Here is a 20,114-nt window from a genome sequence, read left to right as displayed (position 1 = left end):
AGGAAATCCCTACCCCACTATCCGGCGTGGCTGATGGTGCGGCGGCGCGGATTGATGCATTGTTCAGGTACCACAGGAGGAGGGCACATGCATACAGCGGCACTTTATGAGCATTACGAGCAATACGTCAGGGAATACCGGTCGGTCTTGAGCCTGGTCGATCAATTGCTGGCGCCGCAGGCGCTGGACCCGGCCGAGGCGGTGCGGGCGCGCCGCCAGTTGTTGGGCGAGGACGCGGTCACGGCCTTCGTCCACGTCACCGAACGCATGCAGGCGCAGGTGGCCGCCGGCCGGATGGAGGTCGACGTCGTGCTGGCGGCGCTGGTGTACGAATGTTGCGACAAACTGACCTCGCTGGGCGAGGCGCAGGTCGCCGCGCCGGCCTCGGCGGGCGAGCGCGACCAGCGCAGGCGGCGCCTGGTGCGGCCGGCCGAGCGCCTGTTCCACGGCGCCTGCCAGCGCCTGCTGAGCCGCGGCGCCTGACGCCCGCGGGCCGGGTACGGACGAGCTCGATTGCCGGAATCTTGCAAGCCACTGCCGCACAAAATATAAAAACTATCATGCATAATTGCCAACTGTATTAAGCTCGCGTTGCGCTGTCCGGCGCGCTTAAAATACAGGAGGTAATATGCGTAACTTGTTGATTGTTATGTGCATTTCGCTAGCCAGTCTATTCGGCGGAGCGGCCCACGCGTACCAGTACAATTATGTCAGCGAGGTGTTCCCGGTCGAGTTCACCTCCATCCGCGGCGACTTCACGGTCACCCAGTACAGCATCGTCACCGCCCACATCTTCACGCCGACGCTGCTCACCGCCGGCGCGACGTGGGCGCCGGGCACCGTGATCCAGATGTACCGCTTCTCGAACAACGAAATGCAGCAGTCGCTGGTGTACCCGGACCCGTACGCCGATCCCGCCTTTCCGCCCGGCTCGGCGTGGAATCCGAACTGGACGGTGACGATGAACATCGGCGCGGTCGACGCCAACGGCCTGCCGACGCTGTGGGACATCAGCCTGCAGCGCCAGCTGCGCACGCCGGAGGGCAGGGAAGACCTCAACAACCTGTTCGTCTCCAACAGCGGCGACAGCGCCTCGGGCGGCTACGAAACCTACAGCTACTTCGCCGGCGCCAGCACCGGCACGGGCCGCTGGAGCATCGGCCCGGCGCCGATACCGGAGCCGGAAACCTACGCCATGCTGCTGGCCGGCCTGGCCGTGCTCGGCGCGGCGGTGCGCCGGCGCGCCACTCCCACCAGCGCCACCAGCGCCAGTCCCGCGCCCAGCATCAGGTAGCCGTCCGGCTCGGGCACGGGGCTCACGCGCACGCTGTCGATGCCGATGTAGTTCGAATTCTGCCCGCCCGGCCCGCCATTGTCGACCACGTAGCGGAACGCCAGCGCGCCATCGGTGGCGCCGGCCAGCCCGCCCAGCGTGACGCTGTAGCGGGTCCACACGTCCGGGTAGCCGAAGAGCTGCTGGGCCGGGTTGATGCTCAGCAGCAGGGTCGAGTAGTCGCCCACGCTGGCGGCGCCGCTGCCGACGTTGGTGCCGCCAAGCGCGCTGAAGCGCACCTCCAGCCGGTCCGGGAAGAAGGAAAAGTCCGACGTGCGCGTCGAAAACGACAGCACGTCGCCGTTGTGGAAGGTCTGCGTGGGCAGGATCAGCCAGGTGCTCAGGTTGGCCGCGCCGGCGCCGGAATTGAAGTTGGCGGCGACGTAGCTGTCGGCGCCCCCCTGCTCGGCGGCGAATACCGATTGATCGCCCTGGAACCACGATGTCAGCCCGGCGGGCGCGCTGTTGTTGACGACGGTCCAGCCGGCCGGCAAGCCGCCATCGAAATCCTCCGACAGCGTGGCCGCGCCGGCGTGGCTACAAAGTGCCGCGCCGGCGAGCACGGCCGCATTCAACCAGGGCAATTTCATCACAACGGTCTCCTTGAGGTGGGTGTCAGTAAATTAATTTTACCAATTTAACACGAACTTAACAGTAACTTTTATAGAATTAGCAACACTCAAACCACATGGAGCAGCTTGATGAAACACGTGACAACCTTGGCCACTTTGCTGTTGGCGTTCGCCGCCGCCGTGATGCCGGCGGCGCGGGCGCAGAGCCCGACGGGCGACCGCAACAGCGTGCGCATCGAATTCGACAGCTACACGCCGGCCACGATGTACGACCTGGCGCGCGAGCGGCGCCAGAACTGGGCGCCGCAGCGGGTGTGGGGCGACCTGACGTTCCCGCCGGTGAAGACGAGCCCGGTGCCGGCGATGGTCATCATGCACGGCAGCGCCGGCATCGAGGCCAACACCAAGATGTGGGTCAGCGCGCTGAACTCGATCGGCGTGGCCACCTTCGTGGTCAGCAGCTACGAGCCGCGCGGCGTGGTCCGCACGGTCGAGGACCAGACGCTGGTGCCGCCGGCCGCCAACCTGATGGATGGCTTGCAGGCGCTGCAGGTGCTGGCCGAGGATCCGCGCATCGACCCGGCGCGCATCGGCGTGATGGGCTTCTCGCGCGGCGGCTCGGTGGCCTTCCGCTCCGCCATCGAACCGCTGCGGCACGCGGTCATCAAGACCGATCTGCAATTTGCGCTGCACATTCCGCTGTACGCCGGTTGTAACGACGTCTATTGGTCGCGGCAAATCACCGGCGCGCCCATCCTCAGCCTGGTGGGCGCGGCCGACGACTACGTCGGCGCGGCGCCGTGCGAAGCGCTGGCGGCCAGGTACGCCGAGGCCGGCGCGCCGATCCGCACCGTCAAGTACGCGGGCGCCTCGCATTCCTTCGACGCCACGTACGCGGTCACGTTCCTGCCCAAGGCGACCACCGCGCTGGCGTGCGGCGTGGTGCGCTGGGACATCGAACCGTGGACCATCCATTCGGAGCTGACCGGCGCCACGCTCGATCCGGCCAAGCTGACCGATTTCTACAAGCCCTGCACGCGACTGGGCGCGCACGCCGGGCGCAACGCGGCGGCCACCACGCAGGCGCGCACCGAGGTGCTCAACTTCGTCCGGCAGGTGTTCTTCGGCGCTAAGTAGGGCGGCCGGCCTGGGGGTGGGACCCGCCCAAGGTTTGCATGTGGCTTCAACATGGACTAGACTAGACTAAGTTAAAAGGGGGTCATATGCAAATCGTTAATATTCATGATGCCAAGACTCATTTCTCGAAACTGATCGAAGCCGTCACGCAAGGCGAGGAAATCGTGATTGCGAAGGCTGGGAAACCAGCAGCCATGCTGGTGCCTATGCAGACACAAAAACCTGTCCGCAAGCCTGGCGCGATGAAAGGCAAGATCAAGATCGCTACCGATTTCGACTCTCCTTTGCCCGATGATCTTCAAGCCGCATTTGAAGGTCGGTAATGAGAATTCTTTTGGACACCCACGTATATCTGTGGTGGCTGCAAGATCATCCCAAACTTTCAAAAGCAGGTAGGGACAGGATCGTTGCAGCATCAGAAGTGTATGTCAGCAGCGCGTCAATATGGGAAGCAACAATCAAGGCTGGCATCGGTAAGCTGGAAGTTGACGTAAAGCGGCTTGTGACAGAGATCGCGAACAGTGGCTTTCAAGAGCTCTCAATTTCGGCAAGCCATGCCGCCACCGTGGCGCTGCTGCCGGATATCCACCGCGACCCTTTCGACCGCATGCTGGTTGCACAAGCGCTGTGCGAACCACTACGACTGCTCACCGCCGATGGCATCCTGACCGGGTATTCAGAATTGGTCGAGCTCATCTAGTGTCCTGAATTCAAATATGGCGAGAATCAGCCTGGCGCCCATCCGCACAATGGCACCTTTACAACAGACCCACAACGAAAGCACAATAGACGATGAGCTTGTCATTTCACATTGACTACAACGGAGAGTGCGAGGAAGCATTCAACTTTTATGCGGCGTGTCTCGGAGGAAGTATCGGTACGATGCTCAGGGTCGCAGATTCACCGATCCCAGCATCGACGACACGTCCGGGGCGCCACATTGTTCACGCAAATATTCGCATTGATGGGGTCGAGTTGGCCGGTGCCGATGTCGAAGATCATCACTACAAGCGGCCGGCAGGCTTCTACGTTTTACTCGGTGTGGACTCTGATGAGAAGGTTGATGCTTACTTCAGTGCGCTGCAGCCACATGGACATGTCATCTTGGCGCCACAGCGAACGTTCTGGTCAAGTCGCTATGCAATTGTGATCGACCGCTTCGGCGTGCCTTGGAAACTCAATCGCGGGACATGACAAGGTCCGCAATGGGAGGGTCGAAAGCTGCCGGTCGCTTAGGTACAAAAAAACTGCAGGTTGTGTCAAACTTTATTGTTGCAAACCGAGGGCTTGCGAAGCTTCACTGGCGTTTGTATCGAACTTTTTTGTTCGTCCACACCTGCCCGTGATCGTCCGAGTTTAGTGTACGGCCCATCCTGGCGGGCGTTTAGCATGGCCGGCGCTAAACTGATTGCAAAAACCATCCCAGCGAAATTTCACAACATTGACCTCCATATAATTTGAACAGGGGACTTCCCTGAAAAAATAATACTGGAGACCATGATGAAACAATATCTGAAACGATTGGTGATCGCCGGCGTGATCGTGTTGTCGGCGGCGGGGCAGGCGTTGGCCGTGCCCAATTGCGCGAGCGCGGCGTCCGATCCCGATGGTGACGGCTGGGGCTGGGAAAACAACCAGTCCTGCAAGGTGGTGCCCAATTGCGCCAGCGCCGCCTCCGACCCCGACGGCGACGGCTGGGGCTGGGAAAACAACCAATCCTGCAAGGTGGTCGCGCAGGTCGCGGCCAAAGGATTTAGCGTCTCCGGCAGCGTGCTCAAGGACGCCAACGGCAATGCCTTCATCGCGCGCGGCGTGAACAACCCGCACGCGTGGTACGACACCCAGGCCTACGACGTGCTGCCCAATCTGGCCGCGCGCAAGACCAATCTGATCCGCGTGGTCTGGACCATGGGCGGCTCGCCGTCGCGCCTGGACCAGATCCTGACGGCCATCGAAGCGCAGAAAATGGTCTCCATCGTCGAGCTGCACGATGGCACCGGCAGCAACGACACGACCGTGCTGCAGAACATGGCCAACTATTGGGCGCGCGCCGACGTCGTCGCGATCCTGAAAAAACACGAGCGCACCATCATGGTCAACATCGCCAACGAGTGGGGCGACAACAATATGGGCGCGCTGCAGTGGCGCGACGCCTACATGCAACCGATCACGACCCTGCGTAACGCCGGCTTGACCACCACCATTGTGATCGACAGTCCCAAGTGGGGCCAGGACGCCAGCGGCGGCCTGTTGTACGGCTGGGACCTGCTCAACCACGATCCGCGGCACAACCTGCTGTTCTCGGTCCACGCTTACGGCAGCTTCAATAACTCGAACGACATCTACAACATGATGAACAACTACAAGAGCAACAACCTGCCGTTGTTGATCGGCGAGTTCGGCTACAACTACAACAACGGCAACAACAATCTCGGCTCCAAGGTCGACGCGCCGCTGCTGATGCAATATGCGCAGCAGTTCGGTGTCGGCTACGTGGCGTGGTCGACGGCGGGCAACGACGCCGGCAACGCCTGGCTCGATCTGCTGACCAATTGGTCGGGCACGACGAGCTGGGGCAACACCGTCTGGTACGGCCAGTACGGCATCAGCAATACCGCCCAGAAAGCGTCGATCTACTAGGCCGGGGGCGTGCGGCGGCCGGTCCGGCTTCACGCCGTATCGCGCCGCCCGCTACTTGTCGGACTTGAGGAACAGGTCGTTGTCGGGCGCGAAGTTGGCGTACAGCGGCAGCAGGGCGCCGCCGATGGCGCGCGCGTCCGAACCGATGGTGCCGCCCAGTACCGACGGCCGCGACACCCCCTCCCAACTGTAATACGCCAGCGCCGCCTCCACCTGCGGCAGCAGCGCGTCGAGCAGGCCGCGTTCGCACGAGCCGTCGATGATCACGCTGTCGAGATCGAGCAGGCAGCTGGCGCTGTTGATGGTCAGCGCGATGGCGCGCGCGGCGTGGTCCAGCCAGGCCAGCGTGTGCGGGCGCCATGGCTCGCGCAGCGCGCGGCCGTCGAAACAGGCCGCCTCGTCCAGGCCGGCGGCGATGAACGATTGCTCCAGGTTGAACAGCGAGGCGTCGCTCAGCAGTTGCGCCGGTTGCGCGCTGTCGCCGCGCCGCGCCAGCCCGAGCGGGATCGAGCCGATGGCGCCGGCGTTGCCGTGCGGACCGCCGCGCAGATTGCTGTCGATGACCAGGCCGCCGCCGATGAAGGTGTCGACAAACACGTACAGGAAGCTTTTGATGCTGCGGCCGCGCCCGGCGACCAGTTCGGCCACGCAGGCGGCGGCGGTGTCCTTGACGAACTGCACCGGCAAACCGGTCATCGCCTGCACCCGTTCGCGGATGTCGATGCGGTTCCAGCGTTCGGCTTGTTCGGGCGCGATGCCGAGCAGCTTTTGCCAGCCGCCGAGCGCCAGCGGCGCGGCGATGCCGATGCCGCTCAGGCGCTTGGCGCGCGCCGGCCCGAGCCGCTCGTGGATCAGCGCCAGCTGCTTTTCGATCTCGACGAACAAGGTGTCCGGATCGGGGAAGGTGTACGACAGCGTCGAGCGCTCGCGCGTGCGGCCGACGAAGTCGATCAGCAGCACGTCGAGGTTGCGCCGTCCGATCTTGATGCCGATCGAATACGCGCCGTCCGGGTCCAGCGCGATCGGCACCGACGGTTGCCCGACCTTGCCGCGCAGCGCCTCCAGCTTGAGCACCAGCCCCTCGTCGAGCAGGCGGTTGATGATCAGCGAGATGGTCTGCGTGCTCAGGTTGGTCAGCCTGGCCAGGTCCGCCTTGGGCATGGCGCCGTGCAGACGTATCGTCTGCAGCACCACGCGCTCGTTGAATTGGCTCATGCCGATCTGGTTGGAGCCGCGCGGGCGCAGTCTCCTGATGTCATCCATGCTCGGCTCGTCTCTTTGTATTTTTTTGTAATTAGGCATTATTTAATTATGCCAGAGCGTCACCTATGACGCCCTTTTTAAAAATGAAGTTGGCGTACGGCTGGGCCTCGCCGGTTTGCACGATGGCGTAGGCGCCGCCGACCCGGTCGTAGAAGGCGAAGCGCTCGACCGCCGCGCACTGTCCGGGAGCGGCCGAGGCCAGCTCGCCGGCCAGCGCGATGACCGCGCGCTGCACCGCCGAGGCGTAGCCGTCGGGCGTGTGCTCGACCTTCATGTAGGCCACCGGCTGCGCCACCGACTGGTCCAGCGGAAACACCGACAGCACCGCCCGGCAGGCGCGTTGCAGGTCGATGCCGGGCATGCGGATCACCGGCTTGCCACGGCCCAGTGAGGCGGCCGTGAAGTTGGCGTCCACCACCACGACCTCGTCGCCGTGCCCCATCTCGCACAACACCTTCAACAACTCGGGCGTGAGCGCGGCATCGATTCCTTTAAGCATGGGCATCTTCCGGCAGGTGGGCGGGGTCCTTGGCGCCGGTCATCACGGCGACGGTGTCGGACATGCTGATGGTCTTGGGGTTGACCACGGCGGCGCGCCGGCCCAGCCGCTGGATGTGGATGCGGTCGGCGATCTCGAACACGTGCGGCATGTTGTGGCTGATCAGCACCACGGCCAGGCCGCGGTCGCGCACCCGGCGTATCAGTTCCAGCACCATATTGCCTTCCTTGACGCCCAGCGCGGCGGTCGGCTCGTCGAGGATCACCACGTGGCGCGCGAAGGCCGTGCTGCGCGCCACCGCCACGCCCTGGCGCTGGCCGCCGGACAGGGTTTCGACCGCCTGCTGCATCGAGCGGATGCCGATCTTGAGGTCCTGCATGTGGCGGATCGCCTCGGACAGCATCTTCTTCTTGTCGATGACGCGGAAGCACTTGCCCATGATGCCGGGCTTGAGGATCTCGCGGCCGAGGAACAGGTTCTCGGCGATCGTCATGGCCGGCGCCACGGCGAGGTCCTGGTACACCGTCTCGATGCCGTGGCGGCGCGCGTCGATCGGCGAGCCGAAGTGCACGGCCCTGCCGTCGAGCAGCAGTTCGCCCGTGTCGGGCACGATCGCGCCCGACAGCGCCTTGATCAGGCTGGATTTGCCGGCGCCGTTGTCGCCGATCACGGCCAGGATCTCGCCGGCGCGCAGTTCGAAGTCGGTGCCGTCGAGGGCGGTGACGTTGCCGTAGCGCTTGGTCAGGCCGCGGGCCTGGAATACCGGGGTTGCATTGGGAACAGCAGTGGAAATCGTCATGATGATTACCCCTTCTTGTGGGTGAGTTGGTCGGTGGCCACAGCCAGGATCACGAGCACGCCCGTGACCAGTACCTGATACACCGAGGGCACGCCCATCAGCGTCAAACCATTGCGGAACACGCCGACGATCAGCACGCCGATCAAGGTGCCGACGATCGAGCCGCGTCCGCCGAACAGGCTGGTGCCGCCGATGACGACGGCGGTGATGCTGTCGAGGTTGTCCGTGGCGCCGGCCTGCGGGTCGCCGACGCCCATGCGGGCCACCGACAACATCGAGGCGACGCCGTACAACAGGCCCGCCGCCATGTACACGCCCAGCATGACCTTGCCGGTGGCGATGCCGGTCAGGCGCGCCGACTCCGGATTGTTGCCGACGGCGTAGACGTGGCGGCCGGGCGCGGTGTCGCGCAGGAACAGCCAGGTCAGGATGTACAGGCCGATCATCAGCACGGTACCGTAGGTGATGGCGGTCTGGCCGAGCTGGAAGGTGTTCCCGAAGAACATCATTGAGTCCGGCACGTCGGTGACGGTTTGCGCGCCCGAGTAGATCTGCGTCAGCGCGAAGGCGATGTTCATCGTGCCCAGCGTGACGATGAAGGCGGGCAGCTTGATGCGGGTCACCAGGGCGCCGTTGAGCGCGCCGATGGCCGCGCAGACGGCGATGCCGCAGCCGACGGCGACATACGGATTGATGCCGAGGTCGACGGCGAACTTGCTCATCACGACCGAGCCGAGCGCCATCACCATGCCGCACGACAGGTCGATGCCGGCGGTCAGCACGATCAGGGTCTGGCCCAGCGCGATGACGCCAACGATCATGACCTGTTGCAGGATCAGCGAAAAGTTCTGTCCGCTAAGGAAGCGGTCCGATTGCGACGCGAAAAACAGCGAGGCGACGATCAGCGCGATGAACGGGCCGAGCGTGGAGACGGGCGGCAGGCGGTCGAGCAGGCGGGTGTGCATGGCGGCGTCCTTGGTGAGGGGCAGCGAGCCCTGTAGGCGAGTATTCATGGTCACTATTCCGTGATGGGTGGCGAAGGAGGGCGGCGGAGGCGGTGGGCGCGCATGGACTTATTTCTTGCCCCAGCAGGCGTCGAGGCCGGCCCGGGTGTCCTTGCTGTCGACGCCGGCGAGCGGCTTGTCGGTGATCAGCGTGACGCCGGTGTCGACGTAGCCGCTGGCCTTCTTGCCGGTCTTGGCGTAGGCCAGGCCGGCCTCGACGCCGAGCGCGGCCATCTTCAGCGGATATTGCTGGGCGGTGGCGGCGATCTTGCCGGCCTTGACGTCGCGCACGCCGGTGCAGCCGCCGTCGACCGAGACGATCATCACGCCCTGGTCCTTGCCGGCCGCCTTGAGCGCCTTGTAGGCGCCGGCGGCGGCCGGTTCGTTGATGGCGTACACCAGGTTGATGCCGGGGTTCTTCTGCAGGCAGTTCTCCATCGCGGTCTGGCCCTTGGCCTGGTCGCCGTAGCTGTCCTGCATGCAGACAATGCTGGCGTCGCCTTTCTTGATGCCGTAGCCCTCGAGGAAGCCGGCCAGGCGCTGGATGCCGACCGGGTGGCCGGGGAACAGGTCGAGCGCGGCGATCTTGACCGCCTTGCCGGCGAACGCGGCCTTGGCGTAGCGGCCGATCAGCACGCCCGCCTTGTGGTTGTCGGTGCTGAACAGGGCGTCGGCCGCGTCCATCGGCTCGGTCGGGCTGTCCATGGCGATCACCATCACACCCTTGTCGCGCGCTTTTTTGATCGACGGCACGATGGCCTTGGCGTCGCTGGGCGTGATCAGGATGGTCTTGGCGCCGGCGGCGATCATGTTCTCCAGCGCGGTGACCTGGCCGGCGTTGTCGCCGTCGGACTTGCCGGCGCCGGTCAGCAGCTTGGCGCCGCCGGCCTGGGCCGCCTGTTGCGCGCCTTCCTTCATCTTGACGAAGAAGGGGTTGATCTCGGTTTTGGTGATCAGGCCGATGACCGGCTGGTCTGCGGGGGTGGCCGCCACGGCCGTGGCCGCGACGGTGCCGAGCGCGCTCAGCGCCAGGAAATGGGTCAATTTCATGCGATGTCTCCTCTGATTTTCTGGGCGGCCGCGCCTGTCGGCGGGGCCCGATTCGGTAGGCGGTGATAACTCTTTACTACCGAACCGATTAGGAATATATTCGCAACAAATTAATAAATCAAGTTGTTTTATTAATTCGAGCGCCGGCCGAATGAGGGCTTTCTGGCGTGCCGGCTAGAGTAGTTTTCCCACTGCAACTTATGAGGACATGATGATCGCAACCTTAGGCGAGGCCTTGGTGGACATGATCGAACAACCCGACGGGCGCTTTCAGGCATGCCTGGGCGGCTCGGTGTTTAACTTCGCCATCGGGCTGGCGCGGCAGGGCGTTCCGACGGCCTACCTGAACCCGCTGTCGAGCGACACATTCGGCGCGCGCTTCGCCGCGCTGCTGCGCGCCAGCGACGTGCTGCCGGCCGCGCCCGCGCCCAGCGCCCGGCCGACGTCGCTCGCCATCGTCAGCATCGACGCCGGCGGCGCGCCGACCTACGCGTTCCACCGCGAGCGCGTGGCCGACCGCGACGTCAGCGCCGCGTCGCTGATCGACAGCTTCCCGCCGCAAATGGCGTTGCTGCATACCGGCGGGCTGGCGCTGGTGCCGGAGGACGGCGCCACGCTGGGGCCGGCGCTGCGGGCGGCGGCCGAACGCGGCGCGCTGATCTCGATCGACGCCAATCTGCGGCCGCTGGTGGCCGACGACCTGCCGCGTTATGTGGACGCGGTGCGGCAAGCGCTGCGGCAGGCCCATATCGTCAAGGTCAGCGATGAGGATCTGGAGGTGTTGGGTTTGGGCGCGGCCAGCCTGGAGCAGGTGGCCGAGGCGCTGTTCCATGAATCGTCGGTGCAATTGATCGCCGTCACGCGCGGTGGCCGGGCCGCCGCGCTGGTGTCGCGCCACTTCGTTGTCGAGCTGCCGACGCCGGACGGCTTGGCGCTGGTCGACACGGTGGGGGCGGGTGACAGCTTCCAGGCTGGATTGATCGGCTATTTGTTCCGGAACGGTGTGCTGACCGGAGCGGCGGCGCTGGGAGATCTGGATCGCGAAACGTTGCGGGGCGCGCTCAGGCACGCGATCTGCGCCGCCAGCATCAACGTTACGCGTGCTGGATGCGATCCGGCGACGTGGGATGAAACGCTGCGCTTCGGCGCCGAGTGGCAACGCGCGGCGGTCGACGCCTGAAACGGCATTACGTAGGGCGGATTAGGCGGAACGCCGTAATCCGCCATCTGTGAGCCGTCGGCAGCGCACGCAAATGGCGGATTACGCTGCGCTAATCCGCCCTACGTGGTTTAGAAGAACGTGGTTTAGAAGAACCTTGAAAAATGGCCTTCGGTGCGCCAGGGGGAGCGCTACGCCGAAATTTTCACAGCACAGCTTTATCAGGCGCGCACGCGCCGACGACAACTAAAAAACACCACAACACGAGCAGCAGACAACGACAAACACTTGGAGACCCTACAATGAAAAATATCATTCAAAAAACCCTATTCCACACCGCGCTGACGGCCGGCGCCATGGCATGCTGCGCGCCGGCGTCCGCGCTCGACTACCAAGGCTACTTCCGCGCCCTGGCCGGCTCCAACTCGTCGCACGGCGGCGCCAGCTGCTTCCAGCTGGCCGGCGCGCTGGCCAAATACCGCCTTGGCAACGAGTGCGAGGTCTACGGCGAATTCTGGCTGGGACAAGAAGTGACCAAGGCCGACGACGGCGCCGTCTTCAACGCCAACATCATGCTGTCCTACTACAGCGCCAACGCGTCGTCGAAATCCGAGGCCGACCTGCCGCAAATCTACGTGCAGGGCGACAAAATCCCCGAACTCAACAACGGCAGCGTGTGGCTCGGACGCAAGTACTACAAGCGCGAAGGCCTCGGCGCCAACGACTTCATGTACTGGAGCGGCCGCGGCTTCGGCGGCGGCGTCGAGGACGTCATGCTGGGACGCGACCTGAAGTTCAGCTACGCGTTGCTGCGCAAGGATAACCTGGTCGCCACCACCAGCGGCCTGCTGCCGGCCACCGGCGCGCTGGCCGACAACGGCAGCAACTCGGCCACCCGCCACGACTTCCAGCTGCGCGGCATCCCGACCAATCCCGGCGGCTCGCTGGAATTGGGCCTGAGCTTCATCGTCAAGGACGCCAAGGGCAACGACAAGCAGTCGGCCGACACCCTGCATTCCGGCTATGGCGCGACGATCCAGCACCGCCAGACCGGCATCAACGGCGACGGCGTGAACAAGTTCGCGATCCAGTACGGCACCGGGCCGGGCACCGGCGGCGCCGACCAGTCGGTCGGCGCGATCGGCAACCTATCCGACGACAAAAACATCAGCCGCATGCGCGTGCTCGAGGGCCTGTACACGCAGTTCACGCCGCGCCTGGGCGCCGAGCTTGTGGCGATCTACCAGAAGGACAAGGGTTTCACGCCGGAGCGCACGGTGCTGGGCGTGGCCGAAAACAAGGTGTGGACCAGCCTGGGCGGACATCTGGTCTACGGCATCAGCCGGCGCTTCAAGATCGGCATGGACCTGGGCGTGGACGCCGTCCGGCCCGACGACGGCCCGACCCGCAGGATGACCAAGTTCACCATCGCGCCGACCATTTCGTCCGGCATGGGCCTGAACGCGCGCCCGGACCTGCGCCTGTTCTACACCTACGCCAAGTGGAACGACGCGGCGCGCCTGGCCGCCGACAGCGCCGCGCCGGGCAGCGCCTTGTCGTCGACGGGCGCGTTCGGCGCGGCCAAATCGGGTTCGATGATCGGCGTGCAGGCCGACGTTTGTTTCTAGGCCCGAGCCGATAACGCTGCAGGGTGCCGGTCCCGCCGACACCCTATGTGCACATGCGGGGACAAACTTCGGGCCGAGTCGTGCGCACGGTTGCTACGTGTTATATTGAATCCGTTCCTCCTCCTTGCCACCGGCCTGTTCGTCATCCAGCGCTGTTCGGCGCCAATCTGCGAGCCCGCTCGGCAGTCATACACCATACCCGTCACGCTGAGCTGTAGTTGTTTGGAAGGCGCACATGCATACGACCGGATTCGACAGGGGCGACAACGAACGCCTGTGGCTGCTGGCCGGCCATACCGAACACACGCGCCAGGCCAGTCTGCTCAAGACGGGCGCCTTGCAAGACGCTATCTTTAACAGCGCCTATTTCTCCAGCATTGCCACCGACGAGCGCGGCGTGATCCAGATCTTCAACGTCGGCGCCGAACGCATGCTGGGATACATGGCGCAGGACGTGCTGAACCGGATCACGCCGGCCGATATCTCCGACCCGCTCGAACTGATCGCGCGCGCCGCCTCGCTGAGCGAGGAACTCGACACGCCGATCGCGCCCGGCTTCGACGCGCTGGTGTTCAAGGCCTCGCGCGGCATCGAGGACATCTATGAGTTGACCTACATCCGCCAGGACGGCAGCCGCTTTCCGGCGATCGTGTCGGTGACGGCGCTGCGCAACGCGCGCGACGACATCATCGGCTACCTGCTGATCGGCACCGACAACACCACCCGCAAACGCTTCGAACGGGCGCTGGAGGACAAGAATATCGAGCTCGAGCACGCCAGCCGCATGAAATCCGAATTCCTGGCCACGATGTCGCACGAGCTGCGCACGCCGCTCAACGCCATCATCGGCTTTTCCGAGGCGCTCAGGGACGGCCTGATGGGCGAGACCACGGCCATCCAGCACGAATCGATCGACGACATCTTCACCAGCGGCCAGCACCTGCTGTCGCTGATCAACGATATCCTCGACCTCTCCAAAGTCGAGGCCGGCATGATGGCGCTGGAGCTGGAGCCGGTCGACTTGCACAGCCTGCTGCAGAACAGCCTGACCATCGTGCGCGAAAAAGCGGCGGCCCAGCGCATCGGACTCGAGCTCGACATCGGCGAGGGCCTCGACGTGGTGCAGCTCGATATGCGCAAGACCAAGCAGATCGTCTACAACCTGCTGAGCAACGCCGTCAAGTTCAGCGCCAGCGGCGGGCCGGTGCAGTTGCGCGCGCGCCGCGTCGGGCGCGACAGGGTCGGCGTGCTGGAGGGGAAATGGCCGACGCACCGCTTTCCCCAGGCCGACAACGAATACAACGACTTCGTTGAAATCTGCGTCAGCGACCACGGCATCGGCATTTCGCAGGACAACATGGGGCGGCTGTTCCAGGCCTTCAGCCAGATCGACAGCAGCTTGGCGCGCAAGTTCGAGGGCACCGGCCTGGGCCTGGCGATGGTCAAGCAGTTGACCGAACTGCAGGGCGGCGCCGTGGCGGTCGCCAGCGCCGAGCGCCAGGGGTCGCGCTTCGCGGTCTGGCTGCCGTTGCGCGCGGCGCCGCACGCCGGCGCGACGGTTTAAGGGGGGACCGACATGGCCAAGGTATTGGTAATAGAAGACAACGCGGCAAACATGAAGCTGGCGTCGCTGCTGCTGCGCAACGCCCACCACAGCGTGCTGTGCGCGGTGGACGCCGAGGCCGGGTTGATGGTGGCCCGCAAGGAACTGCCCGACCTGATCCTGATGGATATCCAGTTGCCCGGCATGGACGGCCTGGCCGCCACGGCCATCCTGAAGCACGACCGCATCACGGCCGCCATCCCGGTCATCGCCTTGACCGCCATGGCGATGAAGGAGGACCAGGAAAAGAGCCGCCAGGCCGGGTGCGACGCCTACATCGCCAAGCCGCTGGGCTACCGCCAGCTGTACGCGATGATCGACTCGCTGTTGTGCGCCGGGCGCGCCCCGTGAGCGTTTCCGCCCCCACCATCCTGATCGTCGACGACGAGGCGCAGAACCGCCGCCTGCTGGCGGTGCTGCTGCGTCCCGAGGGCTACCACACCGAAAGCGCCGCCAGCGGCGCCGAGGCGCTGACCGCGATCGCCCAGTCGGCCCCCGACCTGATCCTGCTGGACATCATGATGCCCGGCATCGACGGCTACCAGGTCGCCGCCATCCTGAAGAGCAATCCGGCCACCGCCAACATCCCCATCATCATGGTCACCGCGCACGACGAGCGCGGCGCCCGGCTGGCGGGGCTGTCGGCCGGCGCCGAGGAATTCCTCACCAAGCCGGTCGACCGTACCGAGTTGTGGCTGCGCGTGCGCAACCTGCTGCGCCTGAAGGCCTTCGGCGACCTGCAGGAGCACAGCTTCGTGCTGGAGCAGCAGGTGGCCGCGCGCACCGCCGACCTGCAGCGCTTCCGCACGGCGATGGACGCCACCGCCGACGCCATCATGCTGGTCAGCCGCGACAGCATGCGTTTCGTCGAGGTCAACGCCACCAGTTGCGAGATGCTCGGCTACAGCCGCGCCGAGATGCTGGCGCTCGGGCCGGTGGCGCTGGGCGCGGTCACGCGCGAGGCGCTCGAGCAGGTGTACGACACCGTCATCGCCGGCGACGCGAGCAAAAAACTCAACGAGGCGACCCTGCATTGCAAGGACGGCTCGTCGCTGCAGGTGGAGGTCAGCCGCCAGGCCATGTTGTCCGGTAACGACTGGATCATCGTCAGCGTGGTGCGCGACATCACCGAGCGCAAGCAGGCCCAGCAAAAGCTGCAGCACCAGGCCAACCACGACGCCTTGACCGGCCTGCCGAACCGCAATTATTTCTATGAGACGTTGCGCAAGACCATAGCGCTGGCCGGCATCCAGGGTTGGAAGGTGGGGGTGATGTTCATCGACATGGACCACTTCAAGAACGTCAACGACACCTTGGGCCACGGCATCGGCGACGAACTGCTGATCAATTTCAGCCACCGCCTGATGACCTGCGTGCGCATGCGCGACACCGTCGGCCGGCTCGGCGGCGACGAGTTCGGCGTGATACTGGTGATGGAGCAGGGCCACAAGGGCGCGGCCCAGGTCGCCGCGAAGATCCGCGACGCGCTGCACCAGCCGTTCGACCTGCAGGGCTACGAGGTGATCATGACGGCCAGCATCGGCGTGACGATCTACCCGGACGACGGCGCCGATCCCGACGTGCTGATCAAGTACGCCGACACCGCCATGTACCAGGCCAAGCACGCCGGGCGCAACACCTACCGCTTCTTCACGGCGCAGATGAACGTCGACGTGCTGCAGCGCCAGGACCTGGAGAACGCGCTGCGCAAGGCCATCGAGCGCGACGAGTTCGTGCTGCATTACCAGCCCAAGGTGTCGCTGGCCACCGGCGCGGTGGTGGGGCTGGAGGCGCTGCTGCGCTGGGCGCGGCCCGGCCACGGGCTGGTGGCGCCGGGGGTGTTCATCCCGGTGCTCGAGGAGAGCGGGCTCATCGTGCGGGTCGGCGGCTGGGTCATCGACGCGGCCTGCCGCCAGATCGGGGAGTGGCAACTGGGCGAGGTCGGCTCGATCCAGGTGTCGGTCAACGTCGCCGGCCGCCAGTTCATCGAGGGCGACCTGGAGGGCGATGTGGTGCGCGCGCTGGCCGACCACGCGATTCCGGCCGGCTTGCTGGAGCTCGAGCTGACGGAGACGTCGCTGGTGGCCAACACCGAGCGCACCATGGAATGCCTGGGCAACCTGCGCCAGCGCGGCGTCAAGGTGTCGATCGACGACTTCGGCACCGGCTACTCGAGCTTGGCGTATCTGCGCCGTTTTCCGATCGACAAGCTCAAGATCGACATCGCCTTCATCCGCGACGTCACCAGCAACCCGGACGACGCCGCCATCGTGCAAGCGGTCATCACCATGGCCCACAGCCTGAACTTGGAGGTGGTTGCCGAGGGCGTCGAGACCGAGGCCCAGCGGAGTTACCTGCGGCGCCACCAGTGCGACCAGATGCAGGGCTATCTGGTCAGCAGGCCGTTGTCGGCGGCGTTGATGACCAAGCTGATAGTGCAGCGCAAAACCATGGCGCAGCCGGCCGCGCCGGACGCCCCGCGCCAGACCTTGCTGATCGTCGACGACGATCCGTTCATGCTGGAGCTGCTGGCCACCCAGCTGAGCGGGCAGCAATACCGCGTGCTGCAGGCGCAATCGGGGGCCGAGGCGTTCGAGCTGCTGGCGCAACACGAGGTGCAGGTGGTCCTGTGCGACCAGAGCATGCCCGAAATGAAGGGCACCGTGTTCCTCGACAGCGTGCGGGCCATCTATCCGGACACGTTCAGGATCGTGCTGTCGGGCCAAGCCAATCTGGAGGAGATGATGGCGGCGGTCAACCGCGCGGCGGTCGACCGTTTCTACACCAAGCCCTGGGCCCCGGAAGACATGCTCGCCGCCGTGCGGCAGGCGTTCCTGCACCCGCGGGTGGCGCCGGCGGCGGCGGAGCGGATCCCCGGCTGAGGGAGGCGCCGGCCGCGAAAATTTACATTGCCCATGGGAAAAATCCTTATGGAATCGGTGATTATTGCCTTTCCCATATGAAACCGGATTAACGGTATGGTCCCCGGTGGACGCGCCCACGCCCGCGCCGGCACCTCGGACCGCTGTTGAATGGCCCCAACCGCAAGGAGGTGGTGGGCAGCGTCGGCAAGGTGCGCGAGATCATCGGCGAGATCGCCACCGCCAGCCAGCAACAAACCGCGGGCATCGCCCAGATCCACCAGGCGCTGGCACAATTGGACGAAGGCACCCAGCATAATGCCGCCCTGGTGGAAGAGGCGGCGGCGTCGGCGGAAAACTTGCAGCGCCAGGCCGGGGACTTGTCGCACATCGTCAGCCAGTTCACGCTGGCGGCGCCGGCGCGTCAGGAGGCGCCGGCGTCCAGGCGGCTCCTGGTCACCATCGACGAGTAGCGCGACAGGGCCAGCGACGGCAGCCACACCGTGAAGCACGCGCCGCCGCCGGCTTTGTTCGACACCTCGATTTTTCCGCCGTGGGCGCGCATCAGGGCCTGCGACAGGGCCAGGCCCAGGCCCACGCCGGCGATGCCGCCGGCGCGCGCGTCGCTGCCGCGGAAAAACCGGTCGAACAGGAACGGCAGTTCGGCCTCGGCGACGCCCGGCCCCTGGTCGGCCACCGTCAGCAGCGCGCCGTGTCCGCCCTTGGCGACGCCGACGACGATGCGCCCGCCCGCCGGCGAGAACTTGATGGCGTTGTCCAGCAGATTGCGCAGCACCAGCGCGAGCGGCGCCTGGTCGACCTCGACGATTCCATTGAACTCGTCGTCGAGCACGATCTCCACGCCGCGCTCTTTCGCCTGCGGCGCCATGCGTTCGATGGTCTCGCGCGCCAGCGTGGCCAGCGGCACCATCTCGGCCGCGCCGCGCTGCTGGCCGGCGTCGATCCGGGCCAGCAGCAGCAATTCCTCGACCAGCGCGGTCAGGCGCTCGACCTCGTCCAGGCAGGAGCGCAGCGCGTTGACGTAGTCGCCGCCGTCGCGCGGACGCCGCAGGGTGATCTCGATCTCGGCGCGCAGCCGCGACAACGGCGAGCGCAGTTCGTGCGAGGCGTCGGCCGTGAAACGGCGCTGGGTGTCGAACGCATGCTCGATCCGCTCCAGCATGGCGTTCAAGGTGGTGACCAGATGGCCGATCTCGTCGTCGCCGCCCGGATGCGGCAGGCGCCGGTGCAGATTGTCCTCCTCGATCTCGTGCGCCTGGTCGACGATGTTCTCGATGGCGACGAACAATTTGCTGGACAGCCGCGCGCCGGCCCAGCCCAGCGCCGCCAGCAGGGCGAGCGCCATCACCGTGAACAGGATGGCCGCCGAACGCAGGATCTGGTTGACGTCGTCGAGCGAGCCGGCCACCTGCACCGCGTAGCGCTGGCCGCGCACGCGCGTCGGCAGCGACACCATGCGCAGCGGCTCCTCGCTGGCGTCGGGCAGCGTGTCGAACGCGGTTTGCCCGGCCGCCAGCCGCGCCAGCAGCGCGGGCGGGACGGGCAGCCGCTCGGAGCCCAGGTTGGCGCTGCGGGCCAATATCCGGCCGTCGCCGTCGATGATCTGCACCAGCCGGTCGATGCGCGTCAGCGATGGCGGCGCGCTGCCCGTGGGCGCCTCGTGGACGCGGATCGCGCTGGCGTCGCCGTCGGCCAGCATGGCGACTTCGGCCTCCGCCAGCGCAAGCAGCGCCCCGTCCAGCTGCCGGTTGACGGACTGCGTCAACAACCACCAGCCGGCCGTCGCGGTGGCGCCGACGGCCACCAGGATCGCCAGCAGGTGGACCAGTACCAGGCGGCGGCGCAAGCTAAGCATCGCCGGCCTCCGGCGGCGCCAGGCGGAAGCCGCGCCCGCGCACCGTTTCGATCAGCGCGGGCAGGCCCGGCGCGTCGACCTTGCGGCGCAGGTTCTTCATGTGGACGTCGATCAGATTGTCGATGGCGATCAGGTCGGCCTGCCAGACATGTTCGGCCAGCTGCAGCCGGCTGACGATGTCGCCGGTGCGCCGCATCAGCAACTCCAGGATGGCGTATTCCTTGGGCGTGAGGTCGAACCCGGCGCCGGCGCGCCCGGCCGCGCGCGTGGCCGGATCGAGCCACAGGTCGGCCACCCGCAGCAGCGCCGGGCGGACCCGTTCGGTGCGCCGCAGCAGCGCCCGCACGCGCGCCAGCAGTTCGTCGAACACAAACGGCTTGGTCAGGTAGTCGTCGGCGCCGGTATTGAGGCCCGTGATGCGGTCGGCCACGGCGTCGCGCGCGGTCAGCATCAGCACCGGCAGGCGATGGCCCGCCTGCCGCCATTCGGCGCACAGGGCGACGCCGGTTTTACCCGGCATCATCCAGTCGAGGATGGCCATGTCGAACCGGTCCACCGCGTGGGCGGCGGCTTCCTCGGCCGAGTGGGCGACCACGACCAGGAAACCTTCCTCTTCCAGGCCGCGCGCCAGCAGCCGGGCCGCTTTGTGATCGTCTTCTACCAACAGAATGTGCATGGAACGCCCTCAGC

21 protein-coding genes are annotated in these 20,114 nt (G+C 65.7%); 13 read left to right on the top strand and 8 right to left on the bottom strand.

Going from position 1 to position 20,114, the window contains the following annotated elements; translation table 11 throughout:
- Positions 1-87 precede the first annotated feature (87 nt).
- A complete protein-coding gene (locus JOD97_RS02510) occupies positions 88-483 on the top strand; it encodes a hypothetical protein (protein ID WP_209713041.1) in 396 nt (131 codons plus the stop codon).
- A 145-nt stretch (positions 484-628) separates the two neighbouring features.
- Complete coding sequence (locus tag JOD97_RS02505; protein WP_209713040.1) at positions 629-1,294, top strand: PEP-CTERM sorting domain-containing protein; 666 nt, start codon at positions 629-631, stop codon at positions 1,292-1,294.
- Here the strand turns inward: JOD97_RS02505 and JOD97_RS02500 are convergent.
- Positions 1,189-1,923 (bottom strand): choice-of-anchor J domain-containing protein, encoded by a 735-nt coding sequence (locus JOD97_RS02500; RefSeq protein ID WP_209713039.1) that lies wholly within the window; start codon positions 1,921-1,923, stop codon positions 1,189-1,191. The two genes, JOD97_RS02505 and JOD97_RS02500, sit on opposite strands and share 106 nt — an antisense overlap.
- A gap of 111 nt (positions 1,924-2,034) precedes the next feature.
- Between JOD97_RS02500 and JOD97_RS02495 the strand changes: the two genes are divergently transcribed.
- From JOD97_RS02495 to JOD97_RS02475, 5 genes are all read left to right on the top strand, one after another.
- Positions 2,035-3,042, top strand: a complete 1,008-nt coding sequence (locus JOD97_RS02495; RefSeq protein WP_209713038.1) for a dienelactone hydrolase family protein — start codon at positions 2,035-2,037, stop codon at positions 3,040-3,042.
- 86 nt (positions 3,043-3,128) lie between these two features.
- Complete coding sequence (locus tag JOD97_RS02490; RefSeq protein ID WP_209713037.1) at positions 3,129-3,365, top strand: type II toxin-antitoxin system Phd/YefM family antitoxin; 237 nt, start codon at positions 3,129-3,131, stop codon at positions 3,363-3,365.
- Complete coding sequence (locus JOD97_RS02485; RefSeq protein WP_209713036.1) at positions 3,365-3,742, top strand: type II toxin-antitoxin system VapC family toxin; 378 nt, start codon at positions 3,365-3,367, stop codon at positions 3,740-3,742. Before JOD97_RS02490 ends, JOD97_RS02485 begins: the two co-directional genes overlap by 1 nt.
- Positions 3,743-3,834: 92 nt before the next feature.
- The gene (locus JOD97_RS02480; RefSeq protein WP_209713035.1) at positions 3,835-4,236 is read left to right on the top strand and encodes a VOC family protein; all 402 of its coding nucleotides are present in this window, start codon (positions 3,835-3,837) and stop codon (positions 4,234-4,236) included.
- 306 nt (positions 4,237-4,542) lie between these two features.
- Positions 4,543-5,682: a cellulase family glycosylhydrolase gene (locus tag JOD97_RS02475; protein WP_209713034.1), complete on the top strand. Its 1,140-nt coding sequence runs from the start codon at positions 4,543-4,545 to the stop codon at positions 5,680-5,682.
- A gap of 51 nt (positions 5,683-5,733) precedes the next feature.
- Here JOD97_RS02475 and JOD97_RS02470 read toward each other — a convergent pair whose 3' ends face one another.
- The 5 genes from JOD97_RS02470 to JOD97_RS02450 all read right to left on the bottom strand — a co-directional run bounded on the left by JOD97_RS02470 (position 5,734) and on the right by JOD97_RS02450 (position 10,297).
- Positions 5,734-6,945, bottom strand: coding sequence for an ROK family transcriptional regulator (locus tag JOD97_RS02470; protein ID WP_229264156.1), 1,212 nt, complete (start codon positions 6,943-6,945; stop codon positions 5,734-5,736).
- A 46-nt stretch (positions 6,946-6,991) separates the two neighbouring features.
- Positions 6,992-7,444 carry an RbsD/FucU family protein gene (locus JOD97_RS02465; protein ID WP_209713032.1) on the bottom strand — a complete coding sequence of 151 codons (453 nt, stop codon included), beginning with the start codon at positions 7,442-7,444 and terminating at the stop codon, positions 6,992-6,994.
- A complete protein-coding gene (locus JOD97_RS02460) occupies positions 7,437-8,243 on the bottom strand; it encodes an ATP-binding cassette domain-containing protein (protein ID WP_209713031.1) in 807 nt (268 codons plus the stop codon). Before JOD97_RS02460 ends, JOD97_RS02465 begins: the two co-directional genes overlap by 8 nt.
- A gap of 5 nt (positions 8,244-8,248) precedes the next feature.
- Positions 8,249-9,208, bottom strand: coding sequence for an ABC transporter permease (locus JOD97_RS02455; RefSeq protein ID WP_209717082.1), 960 nt, complete (start codon positions 9,206-9,208; stop codon positions 8,249-8,251).
- A gap of 108 nt (positions 9,209-9,316) precedes the next feature.
- The gene (locus tag JOD97_RS02450; RefSeq protein ID WP_209713030.1) at positions 9,317-10,297 is read right to left on the bottom strand and encodes a sugar ABC transporter substrate-binding protein; all 981 of its coding nucleotides are present in this window, start codon (positions 10,295-10,297) and stop codon (positions 9,317-9,319) included.
- Between the two features lie 211 nt (positions 10,298-10,508).
- Here JOD97_RS02450 and JOD97_RS02445 point away from each other — a divergent pair, with 211 nt between their 5' ends.
- From JOD97_RS02445 to JOD97_RS02420, 6 genes are all read left to right on the top strand, one after another.
- Positions 10,509-11,477: a PfkB family carbohydrate kinase gene (locus JOD97_RS02445; protein WP_209713029.1), complete on the top strand. Its 969-nt coding sequence runs from the start codon at positions 10,509-10,511 to the stop codon at positions 11,475-11,477.
- A 281-nt stretch (positions 11,478-11,758) separates the two neighbouring features.
- Complete coding sequence (locus JOD97_RS02440) at positions 11,759-13,084, top strand: carbohydrate porin (RefSeq protein WP_209713028.1); 1,326 nt, start codon at positions 11,759-11,761, stop codon at positions 13,082-13,084.
- 235 nt (positions 13,085-13,319) lie between these two features.
- Positions 13,320-14,648: a HAMP domain-containing sensor histidine kinase gene (locus JOD97_RS02435; RefSeq protein WP_229264155.1), complete on the top strand. Its 1,329-nt coding sequence runs from the start codon at positions 13,320-13,322 to the stop codon at positions 14,646-14,648.
- Positions 14,649-14,660: 12 nt separating this feature from the next.
- Entirely contained in the window at positions 14,661-15,038 is a 378-nt protein-coding gene (locus JOD97_RS02430) for a response regulator (RefSeq protein WP_209713027.1), read from the top strand.
- Positions 15,035-17,569, top strand: a complete 2,535-nt coding sequence (locus JOD97_RS02425; RefSeq protein WP_209713026.1) for an EAL domain-containing protein — start codon at positions 15,035-15,037, stop codon at positions 17,567-17,569. The genes JOD97_RS02430 and JOD97_RS02425 overlap by 4 nt, the downstream gene beginning before the upstream one ends.
- 146 nt (positions 17,570-17,715) lie before the next feature.
- Positions 17,716-18,021 carry a hypothetical protein gene (locus JOD97_RS02420; RefSeq protein ID WP_209713025.1) on the top strand — a complete coding sequence of 102 codons (306 nt, stop codon included), beginning with the start codon at positions 17,716-17,718 and terminating at the stop codon, positions 18,019-18,021.
- On the opposite strand, the gene JOD97_RS02415 is transcribed toward JOD97_RS02420, so the two are convergent.
- Positions 17,973-19,424: a cell wall metabolism sensor histidine kinase WalK gene (locus JOD97_RS02415; protein WP_209713024.1), complete on the bottom strand. Its 1,452-nt coding sequence runs from the start codon at positions 19,422-19,424 to the stop codon at positions 17,973-17,975. The genes JOD97_RS02420 and JOD97_RS02415 overlap by 49 nt on opposite strands.
- The gene (locus JOD97_RS02410) at positions 19,417-20,100 is read right to left on the bottom strand and encodes a response regulator transcription factor (protein ID WP_209713023.1); all 684 of its coding nucleotides are present in this window, start codon (positions 20,098-20,100) and stop codon (positions 19,417-19,419) included. Before JOD97_RS02410 ends, JOD97_RS02415 begins: the two co-directional genes overlap by 8 nt.
- Positions 20,101-20,114: the final 14 nt, after the last annotated feature.

This window comes from Duganella sp. 1411 (assembly GCF_017833525.1).
Lineage (GTDB): Bacteria > Pseudomonadota > Gammaproteobacteria > Burkholderiales > Burkholderiaceae_D > Rugamonas.
The sequence above is the reverse complement of the archived record's forward strand: the minus strand, read 5'-3'. Positions and strand labels throughout refer to the sequence as shown.